A 19922-nucleotide genomic window follows, 5' to 3' on the forward strand; every position below is an offset into this window, starting at 1 on the left:
CTCCCTACTGCTGAACGGCAATGACAGGATCACCATCACGTACAAATCCTTGTCCTTTGGTTATAATCTGGACACTCTCTCCCAGACCACTTAACCACACACCGTCTTGTTCTGCTTTAACGATTTGAATAGCGACAAAATAAACATGATCGTCTCTAAGAGTTTTAACCCCTAAGTTACCCGCCTCATCCAGTGCTAACATAGCAGGGGTCACTTTGACGGCCATTTGTGTTTCAAGCTCAACCTCTACCTCAGCACTGACTCCTGAAGGCAGCCTTTGATCTTGATTGGCTATTTCAATTTCGATGGGAAACGTATTGGTGGTTAGGGATGAGTTACGTGATACATAACGTAATCGACCTTCGATCTGTTCACCGCCTAATAACGTTATATTAGCGGCCTGTCCTTTCTGTATTCCTTGTATGTGGCGCTCACTGAGATCCGCCTCGATAATCAGTTTCTCGAGATCGATCAAATGGGCTACCTGATCGCCTTTGGCCACATAATCACCCAACTCAACATGCAAACGGTCAATCACTCCAGAAAATGGCGCTCGTATTACGCTATTCTTGAGCCCTAACCTCACATTAGCCACCGTTGCCTTAGCATTGGCGAGCTCAGCCTCGGCTTTGGTAAACTCCACTTCATTTTGTAAGCCACGCTTTTTAAGAGAGGTGGCGGCATTAAATTCTTTTTGTTTTACACGTAACAGAGCATTGGCACGATCAAGTTGGATATCTAAATCCCCTTTGTCGATAGTGGCAATAATTTGTCCTCGTTTAACCGAAGCGCCTTTACGCACTTGTAAACGCTCAATAGTGCCCGCTAACTCTGCACTGAGCTCCACATCGCGATTGGGGGCCGTTCTGCCATAAAGATCGATTTTTCTGGCAACCGGTTGAGCATCAAAGTCAGTAACAACGACTTTGGCTAACGGGACATGGCGTTCTTGTTGGGGGGGTGGGGATAAGGAGGGTTCAGATTGCAGAGCGCCGACTAAAAGCCAAGCGCCAAGGGCTGCAAACAAAATAAGCGATATAATCCAAGGGCGCTGGGCAAAGAGTTGCCCTGTCCTTTTTAATGGCATAATTAAATCCTTTTAATTAGCTAGGGGCTGTGGCCTTATGGCCTTACTACTAACGGCATATCCTTGCCTAAATCAGCCTAACGTAAATTGCCTCGAGTATCTGAGGCTAGGATCACATGCTAAAGGATCACACGCTAAATGAAGCACCACAACCACAAGTCGTCGTGGCATTAGGGTTGTTTATAAAGAAACGCGCTCCCTCTAGACCTTCCGTATAATCTACCGTACCGCCAATCAAGTATTGTAAAGACATAGGGTCAACCACTAGAGTCACTTCATCTTTAACTATCACAGCGTCTCCTTCGTTGACTTTTTCATCAAAGGTAAAACCATACTGGAAACCACTACAACCACCACCAGTAATATACACTCGCAATTTAAGTTCTGGGTTTTCTTCCTCTGTAATTAATACTTTTACGCGTGCTGCTGCTGCGTCAGAAAAATTCAAAGGGACATTAAGTTCGCTCACCGAGACCTCTCTTTATTCGATGTTGTCACTGAAAGTGACTGTGTTGGTTTGGCGATTATCTAATACCTGAGCAAAGTGTTCAAGTATTGTAATCTTTATCCTCAATGTAATAGTGAGACACAAGCGTTAGACTTGTGCACAATATTTATTACAATGCTGTCACTCTCAAAAATGCTATTCGAACAGCAAGGACAATTAATGAGCAAATCAGAAGCACTCTATCAGCAAGCCCAAACCATTATACCAGGTGGGGTTAACTCACCAGTACGAGCCTTCAATGGTGTCGGCGGTTCTCCCCTATTTATTGAGCGCGCTGATGGCTCTCGCATTTATGATGCTGATGACAAAGCCTACATCGACTATGTGGGCTCTTGGGGACCGATGATCTTAGGTCACAATAACCCTGTGATTCGTGATGCAGTGGTAGAAGCGGCGCAACGAGGCTTAAGCTTTGGCGCACCTACTGAACTAGAAATCAATATGGCAAAACTGGTCTCGTCGCTGGTTCCTTCTATGGAGCAACTGCGTATGGTGAGCTCAGGTACAGAAGCGACGATGAGTGCTATTCGCTTAGCTCGTGGTTATACCGGTCGTGATAAAATCATGAAGTTTGAAGGTTGCTACCATGGGCATGCCGATAGCTTATTAGTAAAAGCCGGCTCCGGTGCACTCACATTAGGCCAACCTAGCTCCCCTGGTGTCCCAGAGGATTTTGCAAAACACACTCTTACTGCCACTTTTAACGATCTTGACTCTGTTCAAGCTCTGTTTGATGCAAATCCACAACAAATCGCTTGTATTATTGTTGAGCCAGTCGCCGGTAACATGAACTGTATTCCGCCAATGGACGGTTTCCACCAAGGCTTAAGAGAGATTTGTGATAACAATGGCGCTTTGCTGATCTTTGATGAAGTAATGACAGGTTTCCGTGTGGCTTTAGGTTGTGCCCAAGCCCATTACAACATCACGCCGGATCTTACCACGCTAGGTAAAGTCATCGGTGGTGGTATGCCTGTTGGTGCTTTTGGTGGCCGTAAAGAAGTCATGCAACATATCGCACCTACTGGACCGGTATATCAAGCAGGAACGTTATCTGGTAACCCTATTGCCATGGCCGCCGGTTTTGCTTGTCTCACTCAACTTGCCCAAGCGGGTAATGAAGAGCGCCTAAACGAAATTACCGCCAAGCTTGCACAAGGCTTTAAAGCCTGCGCTGATCAACACGGCATTCCGTTATATGTCAGCCAAGTAGGTGGTATGTTTGGCTTTTTCTTCACTGAGCAAAAACAAGTCACTTGCTACGAAGAAGTGGCTAAGTGCGATGTGGAACGCTTCAAGCGTTTCTTCCACCTAATGTTAGAAGAAGGTGTTTATCTTGCGCCATCTGCATTTGAAGCCAGCTTCACGTCTCTGTCTCATACCGATGAAGACATAGCGCAAACTCTGGCGGCAGCTGATCGCTGTTTTGCTGCCTTAGCGAAATAAATTCCATAACATTATGTGATAAGGAGCCATTGGCTCCTTTTTTATTTCTAGCGCTTCAAGTTTCATAACGCTATGATTTATCATTACAAAAAAACGAGTCCGCTAAAAGTGCCTAAAAAAATCCTACTCACATCCAGCCAATGGCTGTTAATTATAGCCTTACTGGTTTGCGCTTACGCCTGTTTTACTCTAATCGAACCCTACATAAACTCGATCGTCATGGCCTTTATTATCTCCTTACTCATATTTCCTATACATGACTATCTCGATAATAAAATGCCCAACATGAGAAACACTTCTGCGTTGTTGTCGTGCATTATTCTCACTTTTATTATTGTGATTCCATTGCTGTTTGTGTTCACCGCCATTATTCAGCAGGGATCTTCATTTTCGCAGAGCGTATATCACTGGGTGACAGAAGGAGGTGTCCAAGAACTGTTTACCCAGCCATATGTGGTAAAAGTGCTCGCGTTGGCCAACACTTACCTGCCTTTTAATGCTTTAGAACCCTCTGAAATTGCTCAAAAAGTCGCGGAACTCGCCACTTCATTTGGTTCAAATCTAGTGGGTATAAGTGCCTCTGTTGTCGGCAGCGCCACCAGCTTTTTAGTCAATTTTGGCTTGATGCTGTTCGTGCTGTTTTTCTTACTGCGTGATCATGAGACAATCATCACCGCCATACGGCACATTGTTCCCCTATCTCGCTCACAAGAAGATCGCTTGTTAGTAGAAATAGAACAAGTCTCTAAATCTGCGGTAATGGGTTCATTTCTCACCGCCATCGCGCAAGGCGTAGCGGGAGGACTGGCAATGTGGTTGGTGGGCTTCCCTGGTCTGTTTTGGGGTACTATGATGGGCTTCGCCTCATTTGTCCCAGTCGTTGGAACCGCTCTTATTTGGATTCCTACCTGCCTATACTTGCTACTAACTGGCGATACCGGTTGGGCGATATTCCTATTGATCTGGTCCGTTGCCGTTGTGGGGTCCATTGATAACATATTGCGACCACTTCTTATGCAAGGTGGTGCCGGTATGAATACCCTAATGATCTTCTTTTCTTTGCTTGGCGGTTTGCATGTCTTTGGCTTAATTGGTTTAATCTACGGCCCGCTTATCTTTGCCATCACCATGGTATTGTTTAACATGTATGAAGAGGAGTTTAATGACTTCCTTGATAAGCAAGATAATAACTAGTAAGAGTACAATATGAGTGTCTACACTGCCCCAAGTCAAATCGCCGAACGTCAACTTGCTTCCTTTGCTGGCAAGAAAGTGGTCATTGCAGGTGAAGCTGAAGATCTGTTCCCTAAACAACTACAGCAACATGCACAATCAGTAACTGTATTTACTTCTCACTATGGCTACTACCAACAAATGCAGCGCAGTGGCGTTGATTGCCAATTTGGGGTGGAGTTTAACAACAACGTAGACGCTGATCTGCTGCTTCTTTACTGGCCTAAAGCCAAAAGTGAAGCGCAATATTTACTGGATATGATGCTCAGTAAACTGGCAGCAGAAACCGAAGTTGTAGTGATAGGCGAAAACCGTTCTGGGGTGAAAAGCATTGAGAAAATGTTCAAGGACTTTGGCCCTATCAATAAATATGACTCGGCTCGTCGCTGTTCATTTTATATGGGGATCAGCCAAACCCCACCGAGCCATTTTGATATCAATCGCTACTTTAAGACCTATCAAGTAGAACTTGAAGGCGCCCGTATTGAAGTACAAAGCCTGCCGGGCGTATTCAGCCATGGTGAATTTGATTTAGGTACTCAGCTTCTGCTGGCCAATTTACCAAAATTGCACGGCAAAGTTTTAGACTTTGGCTGCGGTGCTGGCATTATTGGCGCAGCAATGGCATTGCGCTACCCTGACATTGAGTTACAGATGTGTGATGTAAGCGCGTTTGCCGTTGAATCAAGCAAACGCACTCTGGAAGCTAACGGTATTAAAGGGCATGTTTTTGCCACTGATGTCTATTCACAAGCGAGCAATGATTACCAATTTATTATCAGTAATCCGCCATTTCATTCCGGTTTAGATACCAGCTACAGCGCAACAGAAACATTACTCCAACAAGCGCCAGCACATCTTATTGGTAATGGTGAGCTAGTCATAGTTGCCAATAGCTTCTTGAAATACCAACCAATTATTGAAAAATCCTTTGGCCAATGTGTCACTGTGGATAAAACAAATAAGTTTGCAATCTACAGCGCAAACAAATAAAACTGTGTGAGGCAACACGCTTTTTTAAGGCTTTGCTTGCCTCGATCTTTTTGACGAGTACATTTCAGCATTGATGATCTTTTTATCAGGCTTTGAATTCGCACTCTATGTCAAAATATCATTCACACCCAAAATTTAAACGCCTTAAAAGCACCTTAATGGGGGCTTTTTTATTCGTTAGCCTTGTGCCAATGCTAGTTATTGCATTCTTTTTTCTTCAATCTCATATTGAAGACTTAGAAGAGCAAAGTACCACTTATCTCACTTCAATGAGAGATGGCACAACCAATCAAGTCACCGCTTACATAAAAAGCCTCGATTCCGAAGTGATTGGCTTTGTGCACTCCGAATTGGCCTATGCAAGTGGCGGGCGTTTTTATGGTTTGATTGATTCTTTTCGGCGCCTCGGGGCTAATCCGCAACAGTCTCGACATATTGGGCAGCAAAAATATGTTTTAGGCTCTGGGGACAAAGTGAATAAAACCACTATAAAAGGCACCCAAACCCATCTCAACGTCAATCGTTATCGTCTGCTACACACTCGCTATCACTCTACTTACACAAGCCTATTAGAACGCTCAGATTTTGATGATATTGCTCTCGTAGATCTTGACGGAAACGTCGCCTATTCGGTACAAAAAAACGGATACTACTCGACAAATTTAGAAACAGGGCCATACCGTGATAATGAACTTGGCCGGCTATTTAAACGGTTAAAACAACACATTAAATCTGAAAAAGACACCTTAGATGAATACAATGAAATTGTACTCATGAGTGATTTTTCCAAAGGGTTAGATGGAACAGATGATCGAGAATTTGTCTGGTTTGCCGCTCCCATTATTCAGCAAGAATATCTACACAGCTACGCTTTCTTTCGCTTACCTTTATCAGCACTAGCTTACCTCATTGAGGTTGATCATGAAAACCAGACCACTATCTCTCTCATTGACCAATCTCATAAATTACTAGTGCAAACCTCAGAAACGGGAGCCGAAAACAACCTATCGGTTGCGTCTAAAGCCTTGCAAGGTATAGAGCAAGTAGAAACTTATACCAATACAGCCAATCAAAATATGATTGCGGCGTACGCACCTATTAAGGTACACAATTTAAAATGGGCAGTGATTGTTGAAACCCCAGAAAATGTTGCTTTTGTGCGCGTAAATAAACTTTATTCTCTGTTCTTAATCATTATATGCAGCGCCGTTATCGTCATCGTCATCGGTTCACACTACTTAGCCAACTTTATTACTCGCCCTTTATTAAAACTCACTTGGGCCGCTGAGCGCATTTCTGCTGGGGATCTGTTCGAAAATGTCGAAGGCACTGAACGCAAAGATGAAATTGGCCGACTAGCGGTAAGCTTTGAACGAATGCAACGCTCCGTGCGCGAAAAGATAGAACTGATCAATAAGCAAAATACAGAACTTGCTTACAACCTAGATACCATTGCTACACAAAATAAAGAGTTACAACAAGCCGATAAGCTAAAAGATGAGTTTCTTGCCACCACCTCACATGAGTTAAGAACCCCTCTACACGGCATGATAGGCGTGGCTCAGGCCATTATTGGAGAAGCTCACGGAAGTATTCCAGCATCTCAACGCTATCAACTAGAAATTATTATAAATAGTGGGCATAGACTGTCTAATTTAGTCGATGATCTATTGGATTATCATAAGATGCAATACGGCCAGTTAACGTTGCAAGCGGTACCGGTATCATTATCTTCTGCATCTAGCTTAGTTATTGAATTATCTAAACATCTTATTGGGGAAAAACCAGTACGTATCATTAATCAAATTGATGATAGCTTACCTATGGTCAGCGCCGATCCTCAAAGGCTTGAGCAGGTTCTCTACAACCTAGTGGGTAATGCGATGAAGTTTACCCCGGAAGGAAAAATCATTCTGACCGCAGAGCAAGATGGAGAACAACTTAAGATCCAAATCATTGATACAGGTTCAGGAATACCCGAAGATGATCTTGAGCATATTTTCGAGCCGCTTATTCAAGGCAACTCATCCAATTACCAACAAGGGACAGGGCTTGGCTTATCCATTAGTAAGCAGTTGATTACCATCATGCACGGTGAGCTTAGTGTCACCAGTCAACCCTTACTAGGTACGACTTTTACCCTCACCTTGCCACTGGCGAGCGAGCAACAATTACAAACGTTTAATCGCGATGTGGATACGGCGCACTACACCCGACAAAACATCTCATTTAACGAAGACACCCATACTCCGCCACACAATCCTGATGGCAAAGTGGTCATGATTGCCGATGATGAACCGGTCAACCTTAAAATCCTAGAAAGCTTTTTGCACATGGAAGGGTATCAAGTGATTAGCGCCAATAATGGACGCCAAGCACTTGATCTTATTGAACAAGACAAGCCTGATATGCTATTGCTAGATATCATGATGCCAGAACTCAATGGCTTTGAGGTGTGTAAGCACTTACGTGAGTCCTACAGTTATAACGAACTGCCGATAATCATGCTAACCGCCCTTGGTCAAAGCGAAGACAAAATTAAAGGTTTTGATTATGGTGCGAACGACTATTTAATTAAGCCATTTAATAAACAGGAATTATCCGCGCGTATTCAAGTACACTTAAATGCCAGTCTCTCAGAACAACGTAAACTAGAAAATGATTATCTAAATGATCAATTAAGCCAAAGAGAAAAAGTAGAATCATTACTTTTAGACACTCAAGACAAATTATTAGCCCAACTCGAGAGCACTCCAGAAGCGATCATCTGTGTTAATGAAGCGCATAAAATAACCTTTGCTAACAAAAGTGCCTTACAGCTATTCCAGCGCTCTAATGAACAAATAAAACGCTCGCAAATCGAAGAGTTTATTGCCCCCAAATATCTACAATTTGATCAACCGCATCGCAGTATTGATATCGATCTTTTTGTTGCTCAAACCAAGCAGACCATCCCTTGTGACATTTTCACCCTCCCATTAGAAACGGGGCTTAAAGGGATGATTATCTTTAATCCAGATATGGATGACAGCACTTCACGAGTAGACAACCTTGAAGTGGCTCTAGACGCGCTAGCAAGCTATGCCTTTGCCGGTGATAAATCCCAATTAGAACACCTAAAGAACTTAGGTGAAGAGTTTGCTGACATTGTGAATATGATTGACAGTGATAAAGACAGTAAGCAGCAAAAAATGCGACAACTGTTAGTGGATTGCATGTCAGAGGCATTGGATTATTGGGAGAGCCACCAAGGAAATACTAAGTTTGGATTTGCTGAGCAAAGTGGCTTGTGGCGCGTTTATTTAGACAGAAGCACACTGCAAACACGCACTCTTGATAAGTACTTAAGAATTGAAACCCTGCCCAACACGCCACGTTGGCGCACCGTTCTTAACTCTTTAGATTACATTCTTGCCAATAGCCATAATGAAAATGCTCAAAGAGCACAACTCATCGAACGAAAAGAGCAACTGCAAAGCTTATTTTCTTAAGGGCGTAGCCGCTCTATTGCGGCTTTAAATTATTGTGCCACTCTTATTTTTAATCACTAAAAAAGTTCATTTCACGCGATTGTACACCTCCATACCATGGCTATAACTGGCAAAATATCGCAGGTAATTTTAAATGTGAGAGCGCAATCACAACAAATCATGTTGTGTATTTTTAACCAGAAAATAAAGTAACTCAGCCTCTTTAACCGCACATCACACTTATCTGCAAAGCCACTAAAGCCAACTAACATAAAGACCCAAACCAATAGTATGCACTAACTAACTTTAGTTATTTACTCATAACAGGGGCCATTAAGCAGATGAAGAAAAGTAGAGAAAACGATTTTAATTTAACGTTTTTAACGAGAATAGGTATGCGTTTGACGTTTTTAACGGGAATCTACATTGACGATATTCACTTGAAGGCTGATTCTACAAGTGCTCCATGGTTCTTAGGTCATATCTCTACCCCACAATAAAAGATTAGAACCACAGGGTGACACTGTATAAGCATTAAACTTTGGTAATCAAACCTGATTACTGACTAATAAAAGCAAACAGAGACAAAGGACATACCATGCTTGCTAATATAAAAAAAACAGCTCTTGCTACAGTAATCGTCGCTACTGCGACTACCGCAATATCAGCTCCGGCAATAGCCAGATCGGAACTGACTATCGTACCTGATTTTTATCCAACGATGGTTCGCAACTTTAACCCCTACCTTGCGACAAACCTTCGTACTACTACAGACTTCATCTATGAACCTTTAGTCGTTTTCAACGAAATGCACGGCAACGAGCCGGTTATGCGTTTGGCTGAAAGCTTTAAGATGGCGGATGATCTAAAAAGCGTTACCTTTGATATTCGCAAAGGTGTTAAATGGTCTGACGGGGAAGCATTCTCAGCAGATGATGTGGTTTATTCATTTAAACTTCTTGAGTCCAATACTGCGCTAGACCAAACAGGTATTAATAAGTGGGTGAGCAAAGTTGAAAAGATCAATGATCATCAAGTTCGCTTTACTCTTACCGAAGGCAACTCGAATGTACCTTATGAAATAGCCAAAGTCCCTGTTGTGCCTGAGCACATCTGGTCAAAAGTAAAAAATCCTAGCTCTTTTACTAATGAAAACCCTGTAGGTACAGGCCCATTCACTGAAATTGACACCTTTACTCCTCAACTTTATATTCAGTGTGCTAACCCTAACTATTGGGATGCCGATAACCTAGATGTTGATTGCCTTCGCGTACCTCAAATTGCCAACAATGATCAGCTGCTAAGTAAGATTGTTAATTCTGAGCTCGACTGGACGTCAGCATTTATCCCTGACATCGACCGCACCTACAAAGCAGCCAACCCTAATCATGGATACTGGTATCCACCAGCGGGCACACAATCTCTTGTCGTAAACTTCAAAAACCCAGATCCTGCAAAGAATGAAGCCCTTACTGATGTCAACTTCCGTCGTGCGATGAGTATGGCTATCGACCGTCAAACTATCATTGATATTGCGTTTTACGGTGCCGGTACTGTCAATGACTTCGCCTCGGGTCTTGGCTATGCATTTGCAGCTTGGTCTGATGAGAAAGTTCATAATCAGTACAAAAAATTCAATACCTACAATCCGCAAGGAGCGAAGAAGTTACTGCAAGAGTCTGGGTTTAAAGACACGAACGGTGACGGATTTGTCGAAACGCCATCTGGGAAATCTTTTGAGCTATTAATTCAATCACCCAATGGCTGGACTGATTTTAACAACACAGTGCAACTCTCAGTTGAGCAGTTAAACGAAGTAGGTATTAAAGCGCGTGCTCGTACCCCAGAGTTTGCGGTATACAACCAAGCCATGCTAGAAGCGACCTATGACGTGGCGTATACCAACTACTTCCACGGTGCAGATCCACACTTGTACTGGAACAGTGCTTATAACTCTGCACTGCAAGAAGGTAGCGGTATGCCTCGTTTTGCCATGCACTTCTACAAAAATGCACAGCTAGATAACTTGCTAAACAGCTTCTACAAAACAGCGGATAAAGCAAAACAAATGGAAATTGCACACGGTATTCAGAAAATCATCGCTGAAAACCAAGTCACGATTCCTGTCTTATCTGGTGCAAGTAACTATCAATACAACACCACCCGTTTCACTGGTTGGTGGACAGAAGAAAACGCAAAAGGTCGTCCAAACATTTGGGCCGGTATCCCAGAGCGCTTACTTCACGTACTTGATTTAAAACCTGTCAAATAACTTGGCTTCTTAATGGCGTACTTAGGTGCGCCATTATCACCCTTGATAAAACTCACAATAACAATGGCGTGTATACGTCAGGGATTCTTTCGCGCAAAGCGTGGATTTTATTCGATATACAAGCAATAAATCGGATAATTAAGGTGTAGGTATGGGATATTTTCTAAAACGTCTGTCGTTCTATTTTGTAGCGCTATTAGTAGCCGCTACCATCAATTTTATTCTTCCGCGAGCAATGCCTGGAGACCCTGTCACCATGATGTTTGCTCACGCTACAGCCCAAGTAACACCAGAACGCATTGAGGCGATGCGACAACTGCTTGGCTTTGTCGATGGTCCCCTTTGGCTGCAATACATCACTTATCTTAAAAGCATACTCAGCTGGGAGTTAGGGACTTCAATTAAATTTTACCCTCTCAGCGTTAATGAGTTACTTGGTGGAGCATTTGGCTGGTCATTATTTCTCGCTGGAACCGCGGTGCTTTTATCATTCTCCATAGGCTCTCTACTTGGCATCTTCGCAGCTTGGAAACGAGGTAGCACATACGACACTTTAGTCACGCCGGGAATGCTGATTATTCAAGCGGTCCCCCAAGTGGTGATTGCGATGTTAGCCATGTTCATTTTTGCTATCGGACTAAAATGGTTCCCTACTGGCTACGCTTATACCCCTGGCGTTATCCCCGACTGGACTAGTTGGGAGTTTATTAAAAATGTCGCCTATCACGCCGTACTCCCTTTATTTTGTGCCTCACTGGTACAGATTGGTGGCTTCTTGGTCAATATGCGTAACAACATGATAAACCTACTAGCGGAAGACTATATCACCATGGCGAAAGGCAAAGGCCTTAGCGAAAACCGTGTGGTATTTAACTATGCAGCGCGTAATGCGCTGCTACCTAGTGTTACCGCACTTTCAATGTCGTTAGGTATGGCCATTGGCGGACAGTTGATCATAGAAATCATCTTCAACTACCCAGGTTTAGGGACTGTTCTATTTAATGCAATAACCGCAAGGGACTACCAGGTATTACAGGGGCAGTTACTTATCATGACCTTATTCATGCTGTTCTTTAACCTAATTGCTGACATGTTATATGTCTTACTTGACCCTCGCCTACGTAAGGGAGGTAAATAAAATGAACGATATTTTTAAGCTTATTCGTGGCAATACGATTGCAATGATTGGTGTGGCAATTTTAAGTACCTTTTTGTTTATTGCACTGGCCGCCCCTCTAATCACGCAACATGCACCAGACAAACGCACCGGTAAGCCTCACGAATACCCGGCAGCATTAGTGAAAGCGGCTCAATCCAACCCTGATGGATGGGTAGCCACTCACCTAGCCACAGATAGCCGCACTCTAAGAATGTCTAAAGATGCTGAGCATGTTTTAGGCACAAGCCGTATGGGGCGTGATGTGTGGGCTCAAGTCGCCTACGGGGCTCGCGTTTCCCTTGCTGTTGGGTTTGGCGCAGGTTTAACTGTGTGCTTTCTTGCCACTATTATCGGGGTATCCGCCGGTTACTTTGGTGGCAAAATTGATGACTTTCTCACTGCGGCCATGAACATAATGTTGGTCATTCCCCAATACCCACTCCTGTTTGTTGTTGCTGCATTTATTGGGGAGGCAGGTCCGTTCACCATTGCACTGATCATCGGCCTCACCTCCTGGGCATGGGGGGCGCGCGTGGTACGCGCACAAACCTTAGCCTTACGAGAAAAAGAGTTTATTAAAGCGGCCGAAGTATTAGGTGAGTCTCCTGCAAGAATTATCTTTGTAGAAATTTTGCCTAACCTTATTTCCATTGTGGGTGCAAGCTTCATCGGTTCGGTGATGTACGCCATCATGATGGAAGCGACGATCTCCTTCTTAGGCATGGGCGATCCTAACACTATCAGTTGGGGCATTATGCTGTATAACGTGCAAACCTCCTCTTCCATGCTCATTGGCGCTTGGTGGGAATTACTCGCCCCTTGTATAGCGCTAACTCTACTGGTCACAGGACTGGCACTGCTTAATTTTGCTGTGGATGAAATTGCCAACCCACAACTTCGCTCCCATAAAGGCATGCGCCGTTGGAAAAAACTGGCACAACAAGATAAGAAAAGCCGCAAACCAATAGCAGACAGTGCCACAAATCAGCTATCAACATCAGGAAATCAATCATGATTAATCCACTAATTTCTGTTCGTAATCTTTGTGTTGATTACATTACCGATGCTGGAGACGTTAGAGCCTGCAATAACGTCAGCTTTGATATTGCTCCAGGTGAAGTATTTGGTCTGGCAGGGGAATCAGGGTGTGGTAAATCAACCGTGGCTTTTTCCTTAATGCGTCTACATAAGCCACCGGCATTTATCACTGGCGGTGAAGTTATCTTCAATGGTGAAGACATCCTACAATACAGTGACTTGAGCATGCAGGCGTTCCGCTGGAGCGAAATGTCCATGGTATTTCAAAGTGCCATGAATGCACTCAATCCTGTACTGCCAATGGAAGAACAATTTTGTGATGTGATAATGCATCACACCAATATGACTCGCAAGCAAGCCATTAAAAGAGCGCAAGGGTTATTGGAAATTGTAGATATACACCCAAGTCGCTTAAGCGACTATCCACACCAGTTTTCAGGGGGGATGCGTCAACGATTAGTGATTGCTATTGCCCTAGCCTTGAATCCTAAGATGATCATCATGGACGAACCAACTACCGCATTAGATGTCGTCGTTCAACGGGAGATTTTACAAAAGATTCATGCCTTAAAAGAAGAGTTTGGCTTCTCCATTTTATTCATCACCCATGACTTATCTTTAATGGTTGAATTCTCAGACCGTATTGGAATCATGTACTCCGGTGAACTTATCGAGGTCGCACCAGCAAAAGAGATTTTGACCAACCCATACCACCCTTATACGCGAGGACTAGGCAGTTCTTTTCCTTCTCTTACCGGACCTAAAGCACAGCTTATTGGTATTCCCGGAAACCCGTTAAATCTGCTAGAAATCCCTCAAGGGTGCCGCTTTCAGGCGCGCTGCTCTCAAGTTACTGAAGTGTGTAGAACAGTCCCCACTCAACTGCGAGAGATCGAAAGTCAACGTTTATCAAATTGTCACCTTTTTGGTGAACCTATCACACAGACAAAAGTCGATTCAGACCAACAAGACGTGTTCGGAGAAGTCACATGAGCAAACCTACAGGCGAATTACTCATTGAAGGTAAGAACTTAATTAAAGACTTTCCTGTTAGTAGTAATGCACTAAAAAACCCCATGATGCGCGCCATTAACGACGTATCATTTAAAATGTACAAAAGTCGTGGTTTATCTGTGGTTGGTGAGTCAGGTTCAGGGAAATCAACAACAGCCAAGATGATCGCTAAGATGTACGCGCCAACCGATGGTCAAATTGAATATCGTGGACGCGATATTCAAACCATCAATAAGAAGAAGGATTTAATGCACTACCGTGAAGGGGTGCAGATGGTATGGCAAGATCCATTTGGCTCTTTAAATCCAACACATAACATCTTTCATCATATTGCGCGCCCCTTGCTTATTCATAAGAAAGTCACTCGTGGTAACAACAAAGAACTACAAGATCGAGTGCATGATTTACTGGAGCAAGTAGGGTTAATTCCCGCCAAAGAAACCGCAGAAAAGTTTCCTCATCAGCTCTCGGGAGGACAGCGTCAGCGGGTTAATTTAGCGCGAAATATTGCCGTAGGTGCAGAGGTCGTCCTTGCCGATGAGCCTACCTCAATGCTTGATGTCTCTATTCGAGCTGGGGTATTGAACCTAATGCAAGAGATGAAATTTGAAAAACAAATGTCTCTTTTATACATCACTCACGATATTGCAACCGCTCGTTACATTGCAGAAGATATTGCGGTGATGTATGTGGGGCACATGGTGGAATGGGGAGATACTGATGAGGTTATCGCCAATCCTCAACACCCTTATACGCAACTGTTGATTTCTGCTGTGCCCGATCCGGCAAAATCTATTCACGTCAAACTAGAAGGCAATAAAGGTGATATCCCCCTATGGACACCCGAATCTTTTGGATGTCCTTTTGCAGGTCGATGCCTACATGCAACAGATAAGTGCAAAGAGCGGCTCCCTGAGGTTACTCAATTATCCGAAAATCATTTTGTGCGTTGTTATTTGCACCAAGATTAAGGGTAACCTTTCTTTATAGCCTCCTATATAGGAGGCTACTTTTAGCTAAACAGATTAATACCTTAATAGATTGGTTAACGTTTTCATACTCATCGCACACCTACCGTAAATGAATCACTAGGAGACTCACAATGAGCCTATTTCGTCTTAACCTAAAAGTGGTTAACGAAACCCAGCAGCGCACTCGTTTTTCTTTATCTATTATTAATTTATCCGCTGTGACTCTCAATGACTGGAAACTGCACTTCTCCATTACACGCTTTTTAGAGAGCCAAAGCTTCACGTTAGGATCTTGTTCACAAGTGGGTAGCTTTTGCACAGTAACCCGCCTTCCTAACCTTAAACCTGCTGATACGATGACCACTGAGTTTGAAATGCTAACGCCACCGTTGCAACTGCAATGCGATGGCATACTAGAAGCCTTTGTGGTGAGCTCGGAGGATGAATATTCGGTGGAGGTTATGCCATTGCAGTTGATGCAACCTACGACTAAGTCACCCACAATAGCACCAGTAAAGGCGGCGACTGTCGCTATTATCCCAAAGCCTAATAAACTTGCCGTCAAGCCCGGCCACTTTCAATTTAGTCGAGGGGAAAGCCTAGCGATAACGACGGAGATGGCAAAAGATGCGGCGCTATGGTTATGTGAGGCACAGCAAACGTTGCATTTAAATCTCAGTCAAATGGAAGATCGAATACACTTTAAGCAATGCGACACACTTAAAGCTCAGGCTTATCAACTGGATATTTCAACCGACAAGATCTCTATTTATGCCAATAGCAAGCAAGGGTTTAGCCACGGCGTAGCGACATTACTGCAACTCATTAACGACAATAACAGCGCACCCTGCGTGGAGATCTCCGATAGTCCTGCCTATGACTACCGTGGGATGATGCTAGATTGCGCTCGACACTTTCATCAAATTGAGCAAGTTAAACTCATCATAGAGCAACTTGCCAGATACAAATACAACCATTTTCACTGGCATCTTACCGATGATGAAGGCTGGCGAATCGAAATTAAAGGCCTTCCTGAGCTCACCGACATTGGTGCCTGGCGGGCAATTGATCTTCCCCTAACAGCTCAATTTAGACACATTCAATCGAAATACGGTGGCTTTTATACCCAACAACAAATTACAGATGTGGTGAACTACGCTCAGCGTCGTGGCATTACCGTAATCCCTGAAATTGATATTCCAGGACACTGTCGCGCGGCGATTAAGTCTCTGCCACAACTTCTTTTAGACAGTGATGACCACTCTGTTTATCGCAGTGTTCAGCACTATAATGACAACGTGTTATCCCCAGCACTGGCAGGCACTTATCAGTTTTTAGATCACGTTCTTGAACAAGTGGCGACGTTATTTCCTGCCCCTTATGTTCATATTGGCGCAGATGAAGTTCCTGAAGGGGTTTGGACAAAAAGCCCCCGTTGCCAAGCTCTAATGAAAAAGCATCATTATGCTGACGAAAAAGATCTGCAAGGGCACTTGCTACGCTATGTTGAGAATAAACTGCATAGCTTAGGTAAACGTATGCTCGGCTGGGAAGAAGCGCAACATGGCGGAAAAGTGAGCCAACAAACCGTGATTTATTCATGGCAAAGTGAGCAGGCTGCTATCGACTGTGCTCGTCAAGGCTTTGATGTAGTATTGCAACCCGGTCAATATACTTATCTCGATATGGCTCAAGAGTTCGATGAAACAGAGCCGGGATTCTATTGGGCAAACATCACCCCTTTAAAACACGCATATCACTATCAGCCTTTACAAGATATCCCCCCTACAGACCCTATTCATAAAAAGGTGTGGGGAATTCAAGCTGGGTTATGGTGCGAATTAATCGATAATGAGCAAAAACTGCAATATATGGTACACCCACGATTGCAGGCTATTGCCGAAGTCTGTTGGACTCAAGCCGACGATAAAGAGTGGACAGACTTTTTATCACGATTAAAAACTGACTTACAACGACTGGATCGTCGTGGCATGACTTACCGTAATCCTTGGCACTAAGGCCAAGGTTATCTATTTAAAACGCTAACTGCTGAGTTGCTATCAAGATAACATCAACTCGGCTACCAATTTCTAACTGCTCAAGAGAACTCGAAATTAATTTATGTCCCTCAACATCAATAACATAACGAAAGTGGTCCCCCATAAATTGCCGCTCTAACACCTCTGTTAAGCCTTTGGGGTTGGCAAAGAGTTGCAGGTGTTGTGGTCTAAAGAAAATATCTACCAATTCACCATGCTCTCCCCTACCTCCGTGCTGATTCTTAGGCGCGACACTGACAATGCCTAAACAAGTCTGATAACGATCCAATTCAACTTTTAATCCCGGTAAGTAACTTCCGCCTCCTAAAAAGTTCGCGACAAAACGGCTCGAAGGATTATGATACAACTCGCTGGCAGTCCCAAATTGCTCGATAACGCCTTTATTCATTACTGCCATTTTGTCAGAAAAAGCAAACGCCTCTTCCCTACTGTGAGTAACAAAAATAGCGGTAACTCCGGCTTGCTTAAAGATGGCTCGGATCTGAGAGATCAATTGATGGCGCACTTGAGTATCTATATTAGAAAATGGCTCATCGAGTAGCAACAGGTCGGGCTTATAAGCTAAAGAGCGAGCGATTGCGACTCGTTGCTGCTGCCCACCAGACAACTGATGAGGGTAGCGATCCCCTAAGTTTTGCAAATGCACCATAGTCAGCATTTCTGCTACGCGTTCTTTTTGCGCGTATTTATCTAGGTGTTGAATACCAAAACTAATATTCTCCGCCACAGTAAGATGCGGAAATAGCGCGTAGTCTTGGAAGATCATCCCTATATTTCGTTGCTCCGGTGGCAACCAATATTCACCATCATCAATCACAGTTCCGTTCAGTTCAATGTGCCCTTTCGCTAAAGGAAGCAAACCTGAAATCGCCTTAAGTAAGGTGGTTTTACCGCAACCACTCGCCCCAAGCAGGCAGACTATTTCGCCCTGTTTAACGGTTAATGACAAGGACTCTAACACAGTCAGATCCTCATACTGGCAGGTTAGGTCTTTAATGGCTAAAGTACGGCTCATTAGTGTGATTGCTCCAAAGAACGGTTAACAATAATTAAAGGGATTAACCCAACGAGCACCAGCAATACCGCTGGCATAGCGGCAATTTCCAGTTGTTCGTCAGAGGCAAAGTTATAAACATAGGTAGCTAAGGTTTCAAAATTGAACGGCCTCAATAACAACGCGGCATTGAGCTCTTTCATCGACTCTATAAATACTAATAAAAAGGCAATAAGCGCCCCTCGCTTAATTAGGGGGATGTGCACGCGCTGCAACATTTTCGAGCTATTACACCCCATAGTGCGCGCAGCCATATCTAACGAAGGGGAAACCTTATTCATGCTACTTTCAATAGTGCCGATTGCCACTGCAGAAAAACGCACCACAAAGGCAAACACAATGGCAAACATAGAGCCGGAGAAAATAAGGCCGGGCCTGCCCCAATCCATTGCTTTAGCAATATCATTCACTGCATGATCTGCTGTCAGCACCGGCACCATAACGCCAATGGCAAGCACCGTCCCCGGTACCGCATAGCCCATAGAGGCAATACGCACGAACACACTACTACTGGTCGTGGCAGACAAACGATTATAAAAATTCAGTACGATGGCAATCAATAACGCAATCAAAGCGGCGAGTACTGACACTTGCACACTGTTGGCAGCATATTGATAAAACTGACTGGTCCAGCTTTCTGAAAAATAGTCGTAAGCGTAATGGCATAATTGTAACAATGGGAAAATAAAAGCCACAGCAACAATGGACCAACACCAAGTCACCGCTGCCCATTTTTTCCAACCATGCAACTGATAACGAAAGTTCTCATGGCTATTAAATTGGTTCTGAAACATTTTTTTCTTACGGCGACTGTAACGCTCCGCGCTGATGAGCAAAATGATCACTAACAACATGACCGCTGAGATCTTAGCCGCGGCGCCTAAATTAGAGTAGCCAAGCCAAGTATCAAATACCGCAGTAGTTAATGTATTCACCGCAAAATAGCTTACTGTACCAAAATCACCTATCGCCTCCATTGCGACTAAAGATAAACCCACCGCAACAGAAGGGCGAACAATAGGCAGAGAAATACGCCAGAAGCTTTGCCAAGGGGAGCACTTAAGGAGTCTAGCTGATTGTAAAATACTGACGCTTTGCTCCATAAATGCAGCTCGGCACAATAGATAAATATAAGGATAAAGAACCAAAGACAAGACCCAAATTGCCCCCCCTAAGGTGCGCATATCAGGAAACCAATATTCACCTGCCCCCCAGCCGGTTAAGTCACGCAGTAATATTTGTAAGGGACCGGCAAAATCAAACCAATCGGTAAAAACATAGCCTACGATATAACCTGGCATAGCTAAAGGCAGCACCATAGCCCACTGTAATATACGTTCTGAAGGCAAGTGACACATGGCCATCAACCACGCACTGGGGATACCTATCAACAAAGAGAGTAACATCACCCCTAATACCAACCACACAGTATTAGAGATATAGGTAGGCAACACGGTATCGATTAGGTGGGAAAATAGCGCATTATCGCCACCGATGCTCGTGTAAAAAATTGCTAAGATAGGTAATACGAGTAACAGCGCTAAAAGGGTGCTACTGACTCGAAATACTGGATAATTCTCTTTCATTTAATAACTTGAAAAGGCGCCTTAAAGACGC

14 protein-coding genes are annotated in these 19922 nt (G+C 43.8%); 10 read left to right on the forward strand and 4 right to left on the reverse strand.

The genetic code is table 11. The features are described 5' to 3' along the window. Positions 1-4: 4 nt before the first annotated feature. Positions 5-1087 (reverse strand): efflux RND transporter periplasmic adaptor subunit, encoded by a 1083-nt coding sequence (locus OCU56_RS10150; RefSeq protein ID WP_261873116.1) that lies wholly within the window; start codon positions 1085-1087, stop codon positions 5-7. 127 nt (positions 1088-1214) lie between these two features. Then, positions 1215-1556 carry an iron-sulfur cluster insertion protein ErpA gene (erpA, locus tag OCU56_RS10155; protein ID WP_261873117.1) on the reverse strand — a complete coding sequence of 114 codons (342 nt, stop codon included), beginning with the start codon at positions 1554-1556 and terminating at the stop codon, positions 1215-1217. A gap of 198 nt (positions 1557-1754) precedes the next feature. On the opposite strand from erpA, the gene hemL reads away from it, so the two are divergent. From hemL to OCU56_RS10205, 10 genes are all read left to right on the forward strand, one after another. Continuing rightward, positions 1755-3041, forward strand: a complete 1287-nt coding sequence (gene hemL, locus OCU56_RS10160) for a glutamate-1-semialdehyde 2,1-aminomutase (protein WP_261873118.1) — start codon at positions 1755-1757, stop codon at positions 3039-3041. Between the two features lie 108 nt (positions 3042-3149). Beyond that, positions 3150-4235: an AI-2E family transporter gene (locus OCU56_RS10165; RefSeq protein WP_261873119.1), complete on the forward strand. Its 1086-nt coding sequence runs from the start codon at positions 3150-3152 to the stop codon at positions 4233-4235. A gap of 12 nt (positions 4236-4247) precedes the next feature. Further along, positions 4248-5267 carry a 16S rRNA (guanine(1207)-N(2))-methyltransferase RsmC gene (gene rsmC, locus OCU56_RS10170; RefSeq protein WP_261873120.1) on the forward strand — a complete coding sequence of 340 codons (1020 nt, stop codon included), beginning with the start codon at positions 4248-4250 and terminating at the stop codon, positions 5265-5267. 107 nt (positions 5268-5374) lie between these two features. Continuing rightward, positions 5375-8758: a response regulator gene (locus OCU56_RS10175; protein ID WP_261873121.1), complete on the forward strand. Its 3384-nt coding sequence runs from the start codon at positions 5375-5377 to the stop codon at positions 8756-8758. A 577-nt stretch (positions 8759-9335) separates the two neighbouring features. Further along, positions 9336-11009, forward strand: coding sequence for an ABC transporter substrate-binding protein (locus OCU56_RS10180; RefSeq protein WP_261873122.1), 1674 nt, complete (start codon positions 9336-9338; stop codon positions 11007-11009). 151 nt (positions 11010-11160) lie between these two features. After that, complete coding sequence (locus OCU56_RS10185; RefSeq protein ID WP_261873123.1) at positions 11161-12147, forward strand: ABC transporter permease; 987 nt, start codon at positions 11161-11163, stop codon at positions 12145-12147. 1 nt (position 12148) lies between these two features. Then, complete coding sequence (locus OCU56_RS10190) at positions 12149-13183, forward strand: ABC transporter permease (RefSeq protein WP_261873124.1); 1035 nt, start codon at positions 12149-12151, stop codon at positions 13181-13183. Continuing rightward, positions 13180-14199: an ABC transporter ATP-binding protein gene (locus OCU56_RS10195; RefSeq protein ID WP_261873125.1), complete on the forward strand. Its 1020-nt coding sequence runs from the start codon at positions 13180-13182 to the stop codon at positions 14197-14199. The genes OCU56_RS10190 and OCU56_RS10195 overlap by 4 nt, the downstream gene beginning before the upstream one ends. Further along, the gene (locus OCU56_RS10200) at positions 14196-15191 is read left to right on the forward strand and encodes an ABC transporter ATP-binding protein (RefSeq protein ID WP_261873126.1); all 996 of its coding nucleotides are present in this window, start codon (positions 14196-14198) and stop codon (positions 15189-15191) included. The genes OCU56_RS10195 and OCU56_RS10200 overlap by 4 nt, the downstream gene beginning before the upstream one ends. A 131-nt stretch (positions 15192-15322) precedes the next feature. After that, positions 15323-17209 (forward strand): beta-N-acetylhexosaminidase, encoded by a 1887-nt coding sequence (locus OCU56_RS10205; protein WP_261873127.1) that lies wholly within the window; start codon positions 15323-15325, stop codon positions 17207-17209. A 16-nt stretch (positions 17210-17225) separates the two neighbouring features. Here the strand turns inward: OCU56_RS10205 and OCU56_RS10210 are convergent, their stop codons facing one another. Further along, entirely contained in the window at positions 17226-18266 is a 1041-nt protein-coding gene (locus OCU56_RS10210; protein WP_261873128.1) for an ABC transporter ATP-binding protein, read from the reverse strand. Continuing rightward, entirely contained in the window at positions 18266-19891 is a 1626-nt protein-coding gene (locus OCU56_RS10215) for an ABC transporter permease (RefSeq protein ID WP_261873129.1), read from the reverse strand. Before OCU56_RS10215 ends, OCU56_RS10210 begins: the two co-directional genes overlap by 1 nt. Between the last annotated feature and the right edge of the window lie 31 nt (positions 19892-19922).

It is taken from the genome of Vibrio rarus (genome assembly GCF_024347075.1).
GTDB lineage: Bacteria > Pseudomonadota > Gammaproteobacteria > Enterobacterales > Vibrionaceae > Vibrio > Vibrio rarus.